This window comes from Xenorhabdus mauleonii (genome assembly GCF_900113945.1).
In the GTDB taxonomy this organism is placed as follows: domain Bacteria; phylum Pseudomonadota; class Gammaproteobacteria; order Enterobacterales; family Enterobacteriaceae; genus Xenorhabdus; species Xenorhabdus mauleonii.
The window spans coordinates 1-19,484 of record NZ_FORG01000006.1 but is presented as its reverse complement, the minus strand read 5'-3'; the positions used below and the strand labels follow the sequence as shown (position 1 = coordinate 19,484).

The window sequence follows — 19,484 nt, the reverse complement described above, 5'->3', positions numbered from 1 at the left end:
ATGGCTCAGCACGAAGAAAACAGCACAGCTATTGCTTCCGGCGCAACGACTTCCTTGCTTGACGAGATTATGTCCCAAGCAAGAATGACTCCGGAAAATGATGGCTACTACATCGCTAAACAAGGCGTAGCTGCATTTATCGGCAGCATTCTGAATACTGGCTCCAATGAAGAACCTATCAACAAGCTGCTTGTTGATAAGATGATTGTTGAACTGGATAAAAAGCTGAGTGAGCAGATGGATGAAATTCTGCACGCCAAGCAATTCCAGGAGCTGGAATCTTCCTGGCGTTCACTGAAAATTCTGGTGGATCGCACCGATTTCCGTGAAAACATCAAAATCAACATTATCCATGCAACTAAAGATGAGTTGTTGGAAGATTTTGAATTCTCACCTGAGATTATCCAATCTGGTTTCTATAAGCATGTTTACTCTACAGGTTACGGCCAGTTCGGTGGTGAACCTGTTGCGGCCGTTATTGGTAACTATGCGTTCGGCAATACCTCACCTGACATTAAATTGATGCAGTACGTCAGTGCGGTAGGTGCAATGGCTCACGCGCCATTCCTGTCTTCTGTTTCACCTGAATTCTTCGGTGTTAACAATTTTACTGACCTGCCAGCCATCAAGGATCTGAAGTCTGTCTTCGAAGGCCCTTCACATACGAAATGGCGTGCGCTGCGTGAGTCTGAAGATTCTCGCTACCTAGGTCTGACAGCACCACGTTTCTTGCTGCGTCTGCCTTATTCCAACGTTGAAAACCCAATCAAGAACTTCAACTACCAAGAAAATGTCAGCCGTGACCACGAGCATTTCCTGTGGGGCAACACTGCGTACTTGCTGGCAAGTTGTCTGACAGACAGCTTCGCTAAATATCGCTGGTGCCCGAACATCATCGGCCCACAAAGCGGTGGTGCAGTAAGCGATCTGCCTGTTCACCTGTATGAAGCAATGGGTCAGGTTCAGGCGAAGATCCCAACTGAAGTTCTGATCACCGACCGTCGTGAGTTTGAACTGGCAGAAGAAGGCTTTATCACCCTGACCATGCGCAAGGGTAGCGATAACGCAGCATTCTTCTCTGCAAACTCAGTTCAGAAACCAAAAGTTTTCCCAAATACTCGAGAAGGGAAAATGGCCGAAACCAACTACAAGTTGGGTACGCAGCTTCCGTACATGTTCATCATCAACCGTCTGGCTCACTACATCAAAGTATTGCAGCGTGAGCAAATCGGTTCTTGGAAAGAGCGTCAGGATCTGGAGCGTGAACTGAACATGTGGCTGAAGCAGTACATCGCTGATCAGGAAAACCCACCAACTGACGTTCGTAGCCGTCGTCCTCTGCGCGCCGCTGAAATCAAGGTGCTGGATGTTGAAGGCGATCCAGGCTGGTATCAGGTTGCGATGCAAGTTCGCCCTCATTTCAAGTACATGGGTGCAAGCTTCGAACTGTCTCTGGTTGGACGTTTGGATAAGGAATAATCATGGCTGCGCTGTACAGTTGGAACAGAGGCAGCTCTGCCAGTCTGTTTGAGCGCATTCAAGGGAAGAGCTCCGGCTCTTCCCGTCAGTCAAGGATGCGTGCACTGCTTGATTCTATCAAGAAGCATTTGAATGAAGTTTTGAACACCCGTCCCGGTGCCTGCCAAAGTGCCGTTGAGTTGGGGGTCATTGATCTCAATGACGCGACTGCGACATCGGTGGATTTTAAACAAAGTATCGAATGGGCGATTGAAGAGTGCATCAGAAATTATGAGCCCAGAATATCAGCGGTTTCTGTCAGTGCCATTAATGATGATTCAGATCCGTTGCTGTTGAGCTTTCATATCAGCGCTGAAATCTCTCTGGATGAGATCAACGATCTTGTGGAATTTAGCATCCAGCTGGATAACAACCGGCGCTATTGCCTGGAGCGAACTCAATAAATGTCATTTGAAAAATATTTCAGAGATGAGTTGAATTATCTGCGCCAACTGGGGAAAGAAGCCGCAGTTGAGCGCCCTCATCTTGCCGCATTTTTATCAGAACAAGGTTCTGATCCTGATGTTGAGCGTTTGCTTGAAGGTTTTGCATTTTTGACAGGCAACTTGCGGGCAAAAATTGATGATCAGTTCCCTGAACTGACGCACGGCTTGCTCAATATGCTCTGGCCAAACTATCTGCGCCCGACTCCCAGCATGACTATCATCGAATACACGCCTGATGAAAGCGTTGTGACGAAAGCGACACAAGTCAAGCGTGGCACACAGATTATGAGCCATGCACTGGCAACTCAAGATGATATTTATTCGAACGAAAAATCGAGCGGCAAGAAAGACGATCATGGGCGCTGCACTTTCACGCTTTGCCGTGATGTTTGGCTATTCCCGTTTTCCATCCGTGACATTTCCGTCAATAACAGCAATGAAAATGGGATCATCGGCCTGGATTTCACCTCGAAAACCGAGCTGGATCTGCATGAGCTGGAGTTGAACAAGCTGCGTTTTTACCTGAGTGGCGATGATTACACGACGTCTCAGCTCTATTTCTGGATTTGCTATTATTTCAGAAAAGCCGAGCTGGTCGTGGGCGACAAGGTTATTCCCCTGCCGGACTTTGATTTTGTGCCAGTAGGCTTTGAGCGGGAAGATGCGCTGCTGCCTTACCCGAAAAATGCCTATATGGGATATCGCATTTTGCAGGAATATTTCTGCTTTGCGGAAAGTTTCATGTTCTTCGACGTGAAGGGTTTCCCTGAGCTGCCTGAAGATCTCAAAACTAAAGATTTCAAACTGAATTTACACTTTTCTCAGGCCCTGCCGCCGGAAGCCAAGATTCGCCACGATACTTTTCGTCTGCATTGTACGCCGGCCATCAATCTGTTCCCAATGGACAGCGAAGCGATTGAACTCAACGGCAGCCAGACCGAGTATCCCTTGAAGGCCAGCTACAGCTTCCCGGATAACTACGATATTTTCTCTGTCGATGGCGTAGAAAGCTGGCTGACAGGTGAAAGTGGTGAACGCAGCCGCGCCCGTATTGGTGAGCGGGTTTATACGCCGTTTGAAAGTTTCAATCACCAGATTGATACCGAAGACGCAAATTCAATGCGTTATTACCGCCTTCGGGTGAAAGAATCCCCTTTCCGAAAAGGGTTGGAACATTTCATCTCATTCGTGCGGGGAGATGAATCAAATCTGCTCAGACTCAAGCTGAAAGAAAATGTTTCTATCAGATTGACCTGTACCAACCGCGAAATGCCTCTGGATTTGCGGGTCGGCGACATCAACTACCCCTCCATCGGCAGCCCGTCATTTGCGACATTCCGCAATATCACGCGACCGTCAGTCCCGCTCTATCCATTGTTGGATGGAGGCCTGCACTGGTCACTGCTGTCAAATATGTCGCTGAACTATATGTCATTGCTGGATAAGGATGCATTGAAGCAGGTACTGCGTACTTACGATTTCCCGAGCATACACAATCGGCAATCCAAGCGCTCATCGCAGAAACGGCTTGATGCCATTGAAAAGATTGAAACAGAGCCGACAGATCGTCTGTTCCGCGGCCAGCCAGTGCGTGGGTTGCGTTCAACACTGTATATCCGGCAGCACGCTTTCAGTTCAGAAGGTGAGCTTTATCTGTTCAGTACGATCTTGTCACGGTTTTTCTCACTGTATGCCAGCGTCAATGCTTTTCATATGTTGAAGGTAATCAATTTAGATAATCAGGAATGTTATGAATGGCCGGTACAGATAGGTCAACACTCGTTGATGTAATCACTGAGCAAGATCCTGCCACTCCGCTGGCATTGGATATCTCACAGTACAACTTTTACCAGCTGGTTGAGCTGCTTAACCAGCTGGCGGTAGCGTGGGAAAACACCGGAGAAACCGATCGTCCCGATCTGGAGTCTGTCCGTTTCCGATCCAGCGCCAGTCTGGCATTTCCGACTCGTGATGTCATCTCGCTCGCGCAGTCCAGAAAGGGATACTTCGAACTGGAAGTGTCCTTTTTGGGATTGCACGGCAGCCAGTCTCCGATGCCGGGCTACTATCTGGATTCACTGGCATGGGAAGATGCTCAGGGAGAAAACCGCCTGACGGATTTTCTCAACCTTTTCAACCATCGCCTGATTACGCTCCTGCATCAGATCTGGCGGAAATACCGCTACTACATCTGCTTCAAGAAAGGCGGGGAAGATAATTTTTCCCAACGCATGTTCTCGCTCGTCGGTCTGGGCAGTGAAGTCAACCGCCGGATGTTGAACATCAACCACAGCAAAATGCTGGCATATGCCGGATTGCTGGCAAGTCCCGGCCGTTCACCGGAAGTGATATGCAGCCTCGTTTCCCACTGTTTTGATTTGCAGGATGTCACGTTACATGGCTGGCAATTCAGAAAAGTCACAATCCCGCAGGATCAGCAAAACCGTCTGGGGGGAACGAATAAAGGACAGAAAATCGGGGATACCGAGCTGTCTGTATTGGGCCATAACTTCACTATCGGTTCATGGGTCGGGGATTATAGCGGTAAGTTCCTGCTAAGCATCAATAACTTAACCAGAGATAGATTCTTGTCATTCCTGCCAGATGGAAAGAATTACACCCCTTTGGTGATGTTCATTTCTTTCGTGATGCGCAGCCAGTTTGCTTGGGAATTGCGTCTTGGTCTGGCTGAAAATCAGGTAAGTGGCATGGTGCTGGGCGCGAAGCAGAACAACCATCTGGGGTGGACCAGTTTTCTCGGCGAACCGGAAAAGAAACCCTTTGTCACAATTTCAGTTATGGAATAACGACTATGGAAAAACATCAACCAATCCTTTCATTGCGGGTAATGAACAGCGAACAGCTGGAAAGTGGTAAAGCGGCCAGCTGCCTGTTCTCGACACAGGGAGGCACGGTCGGTAGCAGTGAAAGCCACCTTTGGTCTGTGCAGGATCAACAGGGCAATATCCACCCATCGCAATTTGCCATCAAATGGCAGGATGGCGCGTTTTGCCTGCAAGTATTGTCTGAGCCAGTCAAGATCAACAACGCAGCATTAACCTCCCAGTCAAGCCTCATCCGCTTGCAGCAGGGGGATCAGATCAGCGTGGGTGATTTGTCCGTCAAAATTCACATCAGCTTTTCTGAGTCAGATCGCGTTGATCCTTCAACGGTTTCGCCGGAATCACTGGTTTCCAGCTACAGCAACCCGCTGGACGCCATGCTGGAAGGCGCGCCGTTACAAAAATCTGCATTTGCCCATGATGAAAGCATTGCGCCAACAGTAATGCACCGTTTCAGTGATGATCCACTCAAGGTGCTTGACAGCGAAAGCCTGACCACGCTGCAACCACAGATTGAAGCAAATGATACTGAGCAACTTTTGCCAGCCGATCATTACCAGTCACCCCCATTTGCTAACCCTATTTCTGATAACCGAGGCAGTGTTATGGATCAGGAGTTCCTTGATTTACCGGATATCGATTCCGACCAGCGGTACGAAGATATGGATGTTGACCATGTTGCTATTACCCCTTTGATGCGCGGATTGGATGTGCAATTGCCTTTGCATGACACCCAGCAGGCAAATGATTTCCTGCAAGAGATGGGTAAGGCCATGAAATCCGCCATTGAAGGACTATTGGCGCTCCAGCGCGAGCAGCATGGATTGCGTGATAAGCAGCTTCGTCCTATTGAAGATAACCCGCTGCGCCTGAACATGGACTATGACACCACCATGCAGGTGATGTTCTCAGATCAGAAAAGCCCGGTTCACCTGTCTGCCCCTGCGGCGGTTGCGGAGAGCCTGCAAAACCTGCAACTGCATTACCAAGCCAACCGCACGGCGATTTCTGCCGCGTTGGACACCATGCTGGAAGCCTTTTCCCCAGATCAATTGCTTCGCCGTTTTTCGCATTATCGCCGCAGCAATGAAATCAAAAACAAAGATGCTTCCTGGGCATGGGAAATGTACACCAACTATTACCGTGAATTAGCTTCCAGCCGCCAGCAAGGATTCGAAAAGCTATTCCGCGAGGTGTATGAGCAGGCTTATGACCGCGCGCTGCGTCAGGGCTTAGAGGAATCCAACAATGATACGTTCCGCTAGTCACCGTGTGTGGGCTGTAGGGATTTTATTGCTGTCCGTGATGTTGCTGAACGGTTGTAGCAGTGCATGGGATGCAACAAAGAAAGTAGGTCAGGTTATCTGGGATCCTTCCACGCCAGTCGGCAAACCGGATGAACAACCTTCAGTTGCCAGCATCACATTGCTGGCAGAACCCGACATCAACCCTAATGAAAGTGGTGAAGCGGCTCCTGTTGAAATGAATCTGGTTTATCTCAGCGAAGATTCACGCTTTTTGGCAGCCGATTATGAGCAACTGGAAAGTGACAAGCTCGAAAAGGCGCTGGGGAAAAACTATATCGATCATCAGGATTACACCTTGTTGCCGGGGCAATACAAGCCCTTGGAAGCAATCCAGTTGGAAAAGAAAAACCGTTACATCGGTGTCATCGTTCACTATGCAGATGCAAATCAATCTGAATGGAAAAAGATCATCCGAGTAAAAGACATCGGCCGCCGTTACCACATCTTGGTGCATGTCAGGAATAACGACGTCGAATTTAGAAAAGAGGAGGAGTAATCATGCCGGGTAAAAATCGGGTGATTTGGCACGAAGGATTATTCATCAAACCACAGCATTTTCAGCAACAACAAAAGCACATTGATTACCTGACGCACAGCCTTGTTTCAGTGTTGACACCCTATGCGCACGGTTTCAGCTCCCTGAGCATCAATGATGACTTGCTCAAGCTGGGGCGCATCGGCATTACTGAAGCCAGCGGCATCATGCCGGATGGCACGGTATTTTCCGCGCCAAGTCAGGACTTGTTGCCAAAACCGCTGGATATCGAAAACCTCAATGACCTGAAAAGCAAAGACATTTATCTGGCATTGCCAATGTCCAGCGACACCATTCGGGAAATTGCTGACAGGGATGCAGAGACTCAAAGTGCGGTGCGTTATCGGGAACTTCCTACCGATGTCCGTGACCTGCATACCAAAGGCGGCGACTCCTTTGCCCTCAACCTTGCCCAATTGACCCCGGTCTTGATGCAAGGCTCCGAGGACATGAGTGCATACACGGCACTGCCTCTGTGTCGCATCAGAGAAAAGCAAAAAGATGGCACGATTGTTCTGGATAACGACTTTATCCCGACATGTTTGTCGATTTTCGTGGCAGACAAGCTCAAGCGCTTCATGGTGGAAATTGATGGCCTGTTGACTGAGCGCTCAAGAACTTTGGCTAAACGCATTGGTTCTCCGGGTCAGCAGGGTGTGGCGGATGTGGCTGAATTTATGATGCTGCAATTGCTTAACCGTGTTCAGCCCCTGTTCAACCACTATGCAAAACAGACCGTCCTGCATCCGTTGTATTTATACACCGAGTTGCTCCAGACCTGTGGTGAGCTGAGAACATTCACGGACGCAAGCCGCTTGCCGGGCAATATACTGGCGTACGATCACAATAACCTGACAGACACCTTTCAGGACGCGATGCACGCGATTCGTGATTCACTGAACGTTGTACTGACACCTCGTGCGACATCCATTGCACTGAAACAGAACGAAGGCGGCATCCGAGTGGCAACGCTCCACGACAACGATTTGTTGCGCAAGGCCGAATTTGTACTGGCAATCAGCGCCAGCACGCCGCAGGAACAGTTGCGCCGCCAGTTCGTCCAACAAACCAAAGTCACTTCGATGGAAAGAATCCGCGATCTGGTCAGCGTCCAGTTGCCGGGTGTGCCATTGATTGCGCTGTCCGCAGCACCACGCCAGTTGCCGTATCACTCTGGATACACCTACTTCCGTCTGGATCAGAAGAGTCCTGCATGGAAAGAGATCCAGCAAGGCAATTCCATCGCATTCCACGTCTCGGGGGATTTCCCGGACTTAGATATGCAGCTCTGGGCTATCAGGAGCGGTAAGGAATAATTATGAGTGATATCAATGTTGACAGTCTGTCACTGGAAAAGCCTGAAACGCTGAAAGCGTTTCAGCGCCAATACCAGTTACCGCTACGTGGTGAAAGCCTCAACCCAATGATCGACGCCGCCACTCCTTTGCTGGGAATGGTCTTACGTTTGCAGGATATGCATGACCAGGCACTGCCGGACAAGCTTTACCAGCAGGTTGTCACTGATATCCGAGCCATTGAACAGTTCCTGCAAACCAAAGGTTATGAACCGGGCGCGATTGTTTCATTTCGTTACGTCCTGTGCACCTTCATTGATGAAACTGCATTGGGGCACGGTTGGAACAGCCAGAATGGTTGGTTGAAGCAGTCACTGCTTGTGCACTTCCACAATGAAACTTGGGGAGGTGAAAAGGTTTTTGTATTGCTTGAACGCTTAATGGGTGAGGCACAGCGCTATCAGCACCTGCTGGAGTTCATCTACCTCTGCCTTTGTCTGGGATACCGCGGACGTTATAAAGTCAGCGCCCAAAAAAGCGATGACTTTGAGCGCCTGTTCCGTCGCCTGCAACAGCAGCTTCATTCATTGCGTGGAGAAACTCCGCCAACAACGCTGTATGTCAACATCAACGAGAGTGATGCGCGTTATCGCCTGAGCAGAAGATGGACTATCAAACACCTGCTCGGCATCAGCGTAGGTTTACTGGTGGCAATTTACAGCTTTTATGCCATTCGCCTCGGTGATCAAAGCCAAGACATATTACAGCAGCTAAGTAAATTATTAAGATAGGAAGTCGCCATGATTCAGATTGATCTGCCTACCCTTGTAAATCGTTTAAACCCGATGACCCGCCATGCATTGGAAGCTGCTGCGGCATCTTGCGTCAGCCAGCAACAACCGGAGATTACGGTTGCGCAACTGCTGCTGCAAATGATCGACACACCCCTGAGCGATGTGCGATTGATTTTAAATAAAGTAGATATCGATAAAGATCTACTGAAAGAACAGCTCGATCAGGTGATGACTCATCATCAATCGCTGGTTCAGACTTACCCAAATTTCTCCCCGATGCTGGTGGAGTGGTTGCAGGATAGCTGGTTACTGGCTTCCACGGAGATGCAACACAGTGAATTGCGCAGTGGCGTGATGTTGATTGCGTTGCTGTTCAGCCCGCTGCGCTATCTGGCACCGCAAACAGCGCGCCTGCTGGCCGGCATCAACCGCGAACTGCTGCGCCAGAACTTTGCCGAATGGATCAATGGTTCCGCCGAGCAACCTTTTGCTGCCGGCGATAACGAAGGTCAGGGCGTACATCCTGCCAACAGTGACAGCCTGCTGGCGCGCTTTGCCCAAAACATGACTGAGCAGGCTCGTCAGGGCAAGCTGGATCCGGTTTTATGCCGCGATAACGAAATCGATCTGATGATCGATATTCTTTGCCGTCGCCGCAAAAACAACCCCATCGTCGTGGGTGAGGCGGGTGTCGGTAAAAGTGCCCTGATTGAAGGCTTGGCGCTGCGCATCATCAATGATCGTGTACCGGATAAATTGCGCAACAGTGAACTGATGACGCTGGATCTGGGGGCATTGCAGGCGGGTGCGGCAGTAAAAGGTGAATTTGAAAAACGTTTCAAAGGCATCATGGCTGAAATCAGCCAGTCGCCAAAACCCATCATCTTGTTTATCGATGAAGCCCACACGTTGATCGGTGCCGGTAACCAAGCGGGCGGACTGGACATTTCCAACCTGCTGAAACCTGCGCTGGCGCGTGGTGAACTGAAAACCATCGCTGCAACGACTTGGAGTGAGTACAAAAAGTACTTCGAAAAAGACGCGGCACTGTCCCGTCGTTTCCAACTGGTCAAAGTTTCTGAGCCAACCGCAGATGAAGCAACCGTCATCATGCGTGGCCTGCGTGCCATTTATGAAAAAGCGCACGGCGTGCTGATTGATGATGAAGCCCTGAAATCCTCTGCGGTATTGAGTGACCGTTATCTTTCTGGCCGTCAGTTGCCGGACAAGGCCATTGACGTGCTGGATACCGCCTGTGCCCGTGTTGCCATTAACCTGACTTCACCGCCACGCCAAATCTCTTCATTGACGACCGAGCTGCACCAGATGCAAATGGAAATCGAGGTGCTGGAGCGGGAGCAACGCATGGGGCTGAATGACCATGCAGATCGATTGGAAGAGCTGAAAAATCAGCAGGCAGATGTTCAGGAAAAATTGGTTGATCTGGAAAAGAGCTGGCAGCAACAGCAGGAATTGGTAACGCAAATTATCGAACTGCGCAGTCAGCTATTGGCTGATGATAAATTGCCTGAAGAGGCGTCAACTGAGGCCGAACCTGCGGAGAAAGCCGAGGCTACTGAGCAAGCGGCTGATGAAAACGCAGACGAGCGCGCAGAAGAACACGATGCAGAAGAACAGACTGACGTCGCCATTGATGATGAATCATCTATTAATGATGAACCATCCACGAATGACGAGCAGTCCCTGATCGAGAAACTGGCGGTTCTCAACGCACAGTTGGAAGCGCTGCAGAAGCAGCAAACTCTGGTTTCCCCGCATGTGGACAAAACCCAAATTGCGGCGGTCATTGCTGAGTGGACGGGCGTGCCATTGAACCGTCTGTCACAGAGCGAGCTGTCCATCGTCACCGAACTGCCTACCCATTTGGGACAAAGCATCAAAGGGCAGGAAATTGCCATCCAGAACCTGCATAAACACTTGTTGACCGCCCGCGCAGACCTGCGCCGTCCGGGACGCCCTCTGGGCGCGTTCTTGCTGGTGGGGCCAAGTGGTGTCGGTAAAACGGAAACCGTCCTGCAAATTGCAGAGCTGATGTTTGGTGGCCGTCAGTACCTGACAACCATCAACATGTCTGAGTTTCAGGAGAAACATACCGTTTCCCGCCTGATTGGTTCACCTCCGGGCTATGTGGGTTATGGCGAGGGTGGTGTACTGACCGAAGCGATCCGCCAGAAACCTTATTCCGTTGTTCTGCTGGACGAAGTGGAAAAAGCGCACCCTGACGTACTGAACCTGTTCTATCAGGCTTTCGACAAAGGGGAGCTGGCAGATGGGGAAGGGCGCATCATCGACTGCAAAAACGTCGTGTTCTTCCTGACGTCCAACCTGGGTTATCAAACCATCGTGGATAACGCCGAGCAACCCAACCAAATCAACGATCTGCTTTACCCGGAATTGGCGGCATTCTTCAAGCCTGCCTTGCTGGCTCGCATGGAAGTGATCCCTTATCTGCCGCTGGGCCATGAAACACTGAAAACGATTATTCAGAGCAAACTGGCTCGTCTGGATACCTTGCTGACTCAACGCTTCAATGCAGAAGTCACTATCAGCGATGAAGTATCGGAAGAGATCTTGCTGCGCGCTACCCGTGCAGAAAACGGTGCCCGCATGCTGGAATCCATCATTGATGGCGCACTGTTGCCGCCTGTTTCATTGCTGCTGTTGCAGAAAATGGCTGCGGGGACACCCATCAGTGCAATTCGCTTAACCGTCGCAGAACACGAGTTTAAGGCAGAGGTTGAGGAGGCAGCATAATGAAACAGAGGCTGAAAAGCGCGTTAGCGTTATTGGAAGATGACACTATAGAACAACTGGTTGACCATTTTTTGCAGGTCAGCCATAGCTCGCGTTTTGATGCCTTGTTGGTTTTCCTGCTTAACATCACTGAAAACAGGCTGGAATGCTATAACTTGCCGGAACCTCAGCAAGCCAATTCCCGCCGGCTGTACGTAGACATTGATGACGTCAATAACCCCTTGATTCAGGTATTGCGCAAGGGAAGCCCGACCGTCTGGGATTCCCTTAATCACGGGGCGCGCATTGATGATGCCTATTTCCGTACATTTATTGCAGAACTGCCGCATAACTGTGGGTTATACGGCATTCCCCTGTTTGACTGCAACGGACAGGCTTGCGGCGTAATCGCCATTTTTGCCGAAAATGTCAACCATTTCACCAACAATGAAAACATGTTCGGCATCTATTGCCACCTTATGCAGCATCGCCTGAAAAAATTGCAGGAACTCGAACAACTGCGCGGACAGTTACGCCAGATCCGTCAGGTATTTCAGGTTCAACGCCAGAAAGAAAAACAACTGGATGAACTGCTTGCCTCCCTGAGTGAATCAAAAAACCCAGCGGCGACCAGCAGTATCTCCGTGGATTACAGTCATATCGATAATCTGCCAAAGGCCATAGAAGAATTTGAAAGCGCCGTGTTAGTCCAACGTCAGCGTCAATGTGGCAATGACACCAAATTGATTGCGCAAAGTCTGGGAATTCCCCAGCGGACGTTGGTTTACAAACTGGCTAAATACGGGTGTAGATTATGAATATTGTTTTAATTGTTAGTTCATTGCTCGCGTCATTGGCAGGGAATCCCAAGCTTGCAGAAGTGCTGGGGCCAAAGGATGCTGTTGCGGTAAAGGAAGAACAAAATTTAGTTGAACTGCAAAACTGCCGTTTTGAGCCATCTCCGCTTATTCGGCTGGCATGTTATGACAGCGCATTAAATAACCTCAAATTCAAGGAAGTCGAAGTTCCCTTTGAGAACATGGGACCTTCATGGCGTAAGGCGATGGAACAGGAAATGCAACGCGACGATTACTCCACCGGGTTCATTATGACTCAGGGAGAAAACGGCGCAGCACCCGTTATCCTGACCACACCGGCGATTGGGGTTCCGCCGCCCCGTCCCGTCTTAATGCTGAGTTGTATTGACCATATTACCCGCCTGCAAGTGGCACTGCCCCATGTCGTGAAATCAGGTGAAGTCACGATAGAAACGGACAAAACCCAATTTCGCACCGAATGGTTCGTGCGCGAAAACGGCTATTTATGGGAATCCAGCCGTGGCTTGCCGGGCATTGACGAAATCAAGCGCCTGATGAACAGCGAACGCATGACCATTACAGGCAGTAATGGCAACCGCGTAACCTTTAACATTTCTCAGTTGGAGCAGGCAGCGAAGCCATTGCGTGCTGCTTGCCGTTGGTAATCGACATGGACATCAGAACACAATTCGACTGGTTCGGCTCCCTGCTGGCTCCCCTGTCCGACGAACAGATTGGCAAGGCACTGGCGGAAGATGAACCTGCATGGGAATACATTGACGGTGAGATGATTAAATTCGGCTCACTGTCGCATGGTTCGTTGGATGTTGAAGAGATCCAGCGAAAATCATTGCAGCTATTGAGCGAAAGTAACAAAGATTTCCGGTTGATGGTTCATTTGCTGCGCACACTGCAACATGCGGGCAAACCGGCTGAGTTGATCCTCGCCATGGAACTGCTGACGGAGTATGTCAAAAATTATTGGGAAAAAGCATGGCCAGCCAAGCCGCTGATGAAACGTCGATTGGCACAGCAGGTGCTAAAGCGTTTTGATTCAGCTCAAGGCAGTTTCATAGAACAGGCAAGCAAGGGTGAGCGGGAAGATGCGCAAGGGGCATTGGCTCACCTTGCACAATGCTGGCATGCCAATGAACCGGAACTGGCGAAAGAAGTTGATCAGTTGCGCATTCGCTACAACCGACAACCAGAAAACGTACCAACGGCATCCAAGCCGGAGCCTGCGGCCGCTTCTGTCTCTGCCGGGAAACCGACCGCCGGAGATAGTGCGGCGCAAGCACCTCAGCACTTTGAGGCAGCTCCGATGCCGGAAGTCGACGTCAACAGCTCAAGTGAAAAAGCGTGGAAACAGACTCTGATGACTGTCGCCGATTTACTGTGTGAACGGCATCCAGAATCCGCCATTGGCTATTCCCTGCGCCGTCACGCTGTCTGGCACACCATCACCACGGCACCGATGGCAAATGCCACGGGCAAAACGCCATTGGCCCCGACTTCCGCAGATCGCACCGCTGATTATCTGGCGAGATTACCTATGGCGGACAACAAATTGCTCCAGCAAATTGAGCAAAGTCTGACATTGGCGCCTTACTGGCTGGATGGTCATGCCATTGCTGCAAAGGCCGCTTTGCAACTGGGTTACATGAACGTTGCACTGTCCATTCGTGACGAACTGAATACTTTCCTGGAACGGTTGCCCGTGCTGAAAACTTTAAGTTTTTCTGACATGAGTCCGTTTATTTCTCCAGAAACGCTCGACTGGCTCGCACCTGAACCGGTGGCAACGGGCAAGGGATCTGTTTCTGCTGATCAGGAAGGCATTTGGCAGTGCTTCCAGCAACAGGGTCTGGAAGCCGCCCTGAAAATGCTGGAAGAACACCAGCAACAGCTTACCGAGCCACGGGATCAATTCTACGGCCAACTGCTCAATGCCCAATTGCTTGAAGAAGCGGGCATGACGGCACTGGCCCAACAGCACTACCGGAACTTGCTACACACGGGACAACACATGTTACTCACTCAATGGGAACCCAACCTGCTGACGATGTTGACGGAAAAAACCACGTCGACAGAAAAAACGGCACAGGCTGAGAAACTTCCTTCTTCTATTAAGGATACTGCTTCAAACAGGAGCGTTAACCCATGAAATGGCCCTCTTTGTCATCTTTGGCACCCCTGAAATCGGTTCTGCCGATGCTTGGAAAGTTTAAGTCCCTGACACGGCTCAAGGCGCTGTTTGCCATTGTGCTGGCACTGATCCCCTGCCTGCTGTTGATTGCAGTCTGGTGGTGGGGGCCAGAATGGAAAATCCGTGAAGACTATCCACTGGAAAGTTTGACTTCGCGCTGGCTGGCAACCGCCCTCATTATCATGATGGTGTTGCTCTGGATCGGCATGAAAGCGTGGCGTCGCTTGCGGACACTGGAAAAACTCAACCTTGATGTTGAATTGAAAGTGGTTGACCCGGTTCGGGTCGATATCGAGTATCAAGATCGCTATCTCGACCACTGGAAGTCTCAGTTGCAGCGCCATCTGGATTCGTATAACTACCTGTACGAACGCCCGTGGTACATGGTCATCGGTAGCCAGAAAAGCGGTAAAACCGCACTTATCAAGGAAGGCTACAAACTGTCAGAAATCGCAGCGCCGGAATACCTGCGTCAGGATGGAAATGTCTCGCTGATGCTGCGCTGCTGGTTAGGGGAAAAAGCCGTCATCATCGATCCGAAAGGGCAATTGATTGACCAACCTGTGCCGCTTAACAGTGACAAACCGCAAATCAACAGCCGCCTGTGGGAATCCCTGCTGAGCTGGCTGGCCGAAAACCGCCAGCGTCAACCGCTCAACGGGATTATCCTGACCGTGGATACCCTGCGTTTACTGACCGACAATCGCGAACAGCGTGATCGTTATGTGCGGGAAATCCACCAGCGCCTGCAAGAAGTTCGACTGACTTTCCACAGCCAGTTGCCGATTTACCTGGTCATGACCAAAATCGACTTGTTGCACGGTTTTGAAGCGATGTACCAGTCATTGGATCGCAAATTGCGTGATCAGATCCTCGGGGTAACATTCAGTCTCAACAACCGTGATGAAAAAGCATGGCGTGGCGAGCTGGAGCAGTTCTGGCAACAGTGGATGAACAACCTGAATATCGCCATGCCGGACATGATGCTGAACAACGTGGATGCCAACCAGCGCAGTGCCCTGTTCAGTTTCACCCGTCAGATCCAAGGGTTGCACAGCTACATCGTCCAGATGCTGGAAGATATCCTGTATAACGATGAACACCACCGTCCAACATTGCGTGGCGTTTATTTGACGTCGGCGCATCAGGTGGGGCAGATGGATGACCTGTTCACCCAATCCGCTTCGGCGCAGTATCACTTGGGTTCCCAAGCCTTCCCGACTTGGCCGGCGGGAGATACCCTGCCGTACTTTACCCAGTCCCTGTTCGAAGATGTCCTGCTGGCAGAGCCGAACCTGGCAGCCGAAAACCGCATCTGGCTGAGCCGGAACCGCCGTCAGCTCTACACTTTCTCCACCATCAGTGCGTTGGTCATCATGGCAACATGGGGCGGCTGGCATTACTTCTACCAGAAAAACTATCGTGCAGGCGAAGAAGTTCTGACGCAGGCGAAAAAATTCCTGTCCGTACCGCCACCTAACGGTGAAGACCACTATGGCAACCTCCAGTTGCCCCTGCTGAACCCGATCCGTGATGCGACACTGGCCTACGGCAACTACCACGAACATACCTCTATCCTGACCGATCTGGGACTGTATCAGGGCGGGCGTGTTGGTCCGTATGTGGCGGGAACTTACCTGAAATTGCTTGAGCAGCGTTTCCTGCCATCCCTGATGATGGGATTGCTGGACGACCTGAATAAAGCCGCAGCAGGCAGCGAGGAAAAACTCGAAGTCCTGCGTGTCATGCGCATGATGGAAGACAAAAGCAAGCGCAACAACGGATTGGTCGCACAATACATGCGTGAGCGCTGGAGTAAGGAATTCCACGGGCAGCGAGACATTCAGGATGCATTGCTGACCCATCTGGATTACGCCCTGGATCGCACCGATTGGAAAAAAGATCGTGATGAAGGCAAGCAAGAAGCGATTGCCAGCTTCGCACCTTTCGTCAAGCCGATCCGACAGGCGCAGCAAGAACTGAAAACGCTCTCCGTCAAACAACGGGTTTACCAGAACCTGCGCATCAAGGCACAGGATACCCTGTCTGCTCCGCTTAACCTGCGTGACCAGATTGGCCCGAGCTTTGATGACGTGTTTGTTGCCAGCAACGAAAAACGGTTGGTGGTTCCCCAATTGCTGACACGCCACGGTCTGATGGATTACTTCGTCCGGCAGAAAGACGAACTGACGAAATTGACCGAAATGGATAGCTGGGTGCTGAATATCGCGAAGAATACTCAGGATAAATCCAGCGTGGCAGGCTCGTCACAAAGCAACGATCGGTACAGTGACGAAGACCAGCGACGGATACTGAAAGAAATCAACGACCTGTATTTATCGGAGTACACCGCGACGTGGCGGGCGGCGATGAATAATCTGGAAGTGCGTGACTTTGATGATCTGCCGCAGGCCATCAGTGCCATCGAACAGGTGATCAGCGGAGAACAGCCCATCAAGCGGGCACTGCAAATCCTGAGTGAGAACACGACCGTGCCTCTGGCGGGCGACGCCCTGAGCAGCAAGGAAAAAGATGAGCGACAAGGCAAACTGGAATATCAGCTGCTGAACAGCATCAGCCATGACTTTGCCCAAGAAACCGGCGTACTGGTTGAACACGGCGACAAAGGCAGCACGCTGCAAACCGTCTACCAAAAATTGATGGCATTGCACCGTTACCTGCTGGCTATCCAGAACTCACCGGTTCCCGGCAAAGCCGCCCTGCAAGCCGTTCAGATGCGTCTGGACAAAAACAACAGCGACGCGATTTTTGAAGTGCAGCAGATGGCGAAAACCCTGCCGGCACCGCTGAGCCGTTGGGTGGGGGATTTGGCTGAACAGGCATGGCGCGTTGTGATGATGGAAGCCGTGCGTTCGCTGGAAGTGGAATGGAACAACACGGTAGTCAAACAGTACCAGACCTATCTGGCAGGGCGTTATCCCTTCAATCCAAAAGCGACTGAAGAAGTGCCGCTGAGCGAGTTCGATCGCTTCTTCCGGCCGGGTGGAACGCTGGATGCCTTCTACCAGCAGAACCTGAAACCGTTTGTGGAATATAACCTGACCACGGGCACCGACGGCAAGATGCTGATCCGCCCAGACGTCATGAAACAACTGGATGTGGCGAATCGTATTCGCACGACCTTCTTTACACCACAGAACGGCCTTGGCGCCCAGTTTGCCATCGAACCAGTCAGCCTGACCGGCAACAAACGCCGTGCCTTGCTGAACCTTGATGGTCAGTTGGTGGATTACTCCCACGGACGCAGCAACGTTGCACGCTTGATTTGGCCTAACTCCATGCGGACAGGCACCGAAAGCAAGCTGACCCTGATGCCGGACAGAAGCAACCAGTCACCGCGTTCTATCAGCTTCACTGGTCCTTGGGCTCAATTACGCCTGATTAACAGCGGCAAGCTGACCAACGTCCAGCCGGGCTTCTTTGATGTACGTTTCAGTGTGGATGGCGGCGAAATGACTTACCGCATCTACGTGGATGAATCTGACAACCCGTTTGCGGGTGGGCTATTCAGCCAGTTCAAACTGCCGGACACCCTTTACTGAGGTGAAGATCTGTCAGCCTTTGTATCGCGGCGGCAAGGGAGAGCATCACCGGGAGCATAGCTAACCGTGTATTTATAAAAACGGTGACCGGGATGCGCAAGCGCAGCCAACAAAGAGGCAGTTTGAAAGACGAAGTGTATTAGCTGTCAAACCTTCCCCTGCCTTTGGGCAGGGGTTTTTTTAAGGAGAAATGCGAGCGTATGAGCGGGCATCCTGAAAATCTGATTATCCGGGCGGGCGGTAGTCCGCTGAACCTGCCGGAATTTGCGGTCATCCGCGATGAAATCAACAAAACCAGCCACCCGTCGCAGCCGGAAGTTAACTGGCCGCTGGTGGAATCCCTGTCACTGACCGTGTTTAAAACCAACGGTGTCGATTTACAAACCGCGATTTATTACACACTGGCCCGGATGCAACTGAACGGACTGGCCGGATTTACCGAAGGCTGTGAACTGCTGGCGGGTGTCATCGTCAGCGAGTGGGATACCCTGTGGCCGCCACAGCCGCAGGTTCGCACTGATCTATTGGAATGGTTCCATTCCCGCACCGGCAGTGTGTTGCGTCAAATGGACTTTGCCGCTAATGACTTGCGGATGATTTACCGTGCTGAACGGGCGCTCCAGTTGATTATCGATCGCTTGCAGCAATCGGATCTAAAACGCTTGCCACGGGTCGAAAACCTGTTGTGGTTCTTCCAGAACGCAGCGAAAAAACTGGAGAAACCGCGTCAAGCCCCGAAACCCGCCTCACAGCCAGTGCAGATGCCGCCGCTGGTCTATTTGTCCCAGTCGGAGGCTGAACCGGAAGCGCCGCCTCCTCCTCCTCCTCCGCGTCATGAACCTAAATCGACAGCGGATAACCAACAACGAGTCAGGGTGCAGTTTCCTGAAGAGCCGCCGAAAGGTTTAAGTGCCTGGCAGGGTTTTGGCCTGGGTGCCATGTTGGGGTTACTTGTGTTGGTGGGCAGTTGGCTGCTGTTCTACAAACCGTTGCAACAACAATTGAACGTCATGACCGAACAACCGGCGGGTGCCCGACTGGCTTGGCTGTACGAACCGACACTGGACACCTATGCCACCCAGCTTGAGCGTTTGGCAGAAACCTCCCCTTTGACAACATGGGAGGCCGCCCGTGCCTTGACGGAGACCGCAGAACAACACTGGCCGGCGTCTCCGGTACAGCAACAAGCCACCCGCCAGTGGCAGCAGCAGGTCACGGCCCGCATCGACAGCGTACCCCTGAAAGGCGGCTGGGACACCACCCGCGACCAGCTCCAGCAGCTGGCGGACAAAATCCTGTTACAGGAACGTACCCGTGGCAGCTTCACGCTCTCTTACCTGAAAACCGCCATCTATGACATCCAGCGCAGCCACGGCAGTGACGTCCCGCTGGAAGAGTTGTTGCG

14 protein-coding genes are annotated in these 19,484 nt (G+C 51.3%); all 14 read left to right on the top strand.

The features are described from left to right. Positions 1-1,479 (top strand): type VI secretion system contractile sheath large subunit, encoded by a 1,479-nt coding sequence (tssC, locus tag BM100_RS07650; protein WP_092509572.1) that lies wholly within the window; start codon positions 1-3, stop codon positions 1,477-1,479. 2 nt (positions 1,480-1,481) lie between these two features. Further along, the gene (gene tssE, locus BM100_RS07645) at positions 1,482-1,922 is read left to right on the top strand and encodes a type VI secretion system baseplate subunit TssE (RefSeq protein ID WP_092509570.1); all 441 of its coding nucleotides are present in this window, start codon (positions 1,482-1,484) and stop codon (positions 1,920-1,922) included. After that, positions 1,923-3,755: a type VI secretion system baseplate subunit TssF gene (tssF, locus tag BM100_RS07640; RefSeq protein WP_092509568.1), complete on the top strand. Its 1,833-nt coding sequence runs from the start codon at positions 1,923-1,925 to the stop codon at positions 3,753-3,755. Continuing rightward, positions 3,719-4,771: a type VI secretion system baseplate subunit TssG gene (tssG, locus tag BM100_RS07635; protein ID WP_092509566.1), complete on the top strand. Its 1,053-nt coding sequence runs from the start codon at positions 3,719-3,721 to the stop codon at positions 4,769-4,771. The genes tssF and tssG overlap by 37 nt, the downstream gene beginning before the upstream one ends. A gap of 5 nt (positions 4,772-4,776) precedes the next feature. Next, positions 4,777-6,072 carry a type VI secretion system-associated FHA domain protein TagH gene (tagH, locus tag BM100_RS07630; RefSeq protein WP_092509564.1) on the top strand — a complete coding sequence of 432 codons (1,296 nt, stop codon included), beginning with the start codon at positions 4,777-4,779 and terminating at the stop codon, positions 6,070-6,072. Next, positions 6,056-6,610 (top strand): type VI secretion system lipoprotein TssJ, encoded by a 555-nt coding sequence (gene tssJ, locus BM100_RS07625; RefSeq protein ID WP_092509562.1) that lies wholly within the window; start codon positions 6,056-6,058, stop codon positions 6,608-6,610. Before tagH ends, tssJ begins: the two co-directional genes overlap by 17 nt. A gap of 2 nt (positions 6,611-6,612) precedes the next feature. Next, positions 6,613-7,965 (top strand): type VI secretion system baseplate subunit TssK, encoded by a 1,353-nt coding sequence (gene tssK / locus BM100_RS07620; RefSeq protein ID WP_092509560.1) that lies wholly within the window; start codon positions 6,613-6,615, stop codon positions 7,963-7,965. Positions 7,966-7,967: 2 nt separating this feature from the next. Continuing rightward, positions 7,968-8,735 (top strand): type IVB secretion system protein IcmH/DotU, encoded by a 768-nt coding sequence (gene icmH, locus BM100_RS07615; protein ID WP_092509558.1) that lies wholly within the window; start codon positions 7,968-7,970, stop codon positions 8,733-8,735. A gap of 9 nt (positions 8,736-8,744) precedes the next feature. Continuing rightward, the gene (tssH, locus tag BM100_RS07610) at positions 8,745-11,513 is read left to right on the top strand and encodes a type VI secretion system ATPase TssH (RefSeq protein WP_092509556.1); all 2,769 of its coding nucleotides are present in this window, start codon (positions 8,745-8,747) and stop codon (positions 11,511-11,513) included. Further along, positions 11,513-12,310, top strand: a complete 798-nt coding sequence (locus BM100_RS07605; RefSeq protein WP_092509554.1) for a helix-turn-helix domain-containing protein — start codon at positions 11,513-11,515, stop codon at positions 12,308-12,310. Before tssH ends, BM100_RS07605 begins: the two co-directional genes overlap by 1 nt. After that, positions 12,307-12,975 carry a type VI secretion system-associated protein VasI gene (gene vasI, locus BM100_RS07600; RefSeq protein ID WP_092509552.1) on the top strand — a complete coding sequence of 223 codons (669 nt, stop codon included), beginning with the start codon at positions 12,307-12,309 and terminating at the stop codon, positions 12,973-12,975. The genes BM100_RS07605 and vasI overlap by 4 nt, the downstream gene beginning before the upstream one ends. Before the next feature lie 5 nt (positions 12,976-12,980). Continuing rightward, entirely contained in the window at positions 12,981-14,474 is a 1,494-nt protein-coding gene (gene tssA / locus BM100_RS07595; protein WP_092509550.1) for a type VI secretion system protein TssA, read from the top strand. Positions 14,475-14,521: 47 nt separating this feature from the next. Beyond that, positions 14,522-18,079, top strand: a complete 3,558-nt coding sequence (tssM, locus tag BM100_RS07590; protein WP_244590605.1) for a type VI secretion system membrane subunit TssM — start codon at positions 14,522-14,524, stop codon at positions 18,077-18,079. A gap of 200 nt (positions 18,080-18,279) precedes the next feature. Further along, a partial coding sequence (locus tag BM100_RS07585) for a VasL domain-containing protein (RefSeq protein WP_092509546.1) occupies positions 18,280-19,484 on the top strand: 1,205 nt, incomplete at its 3' end.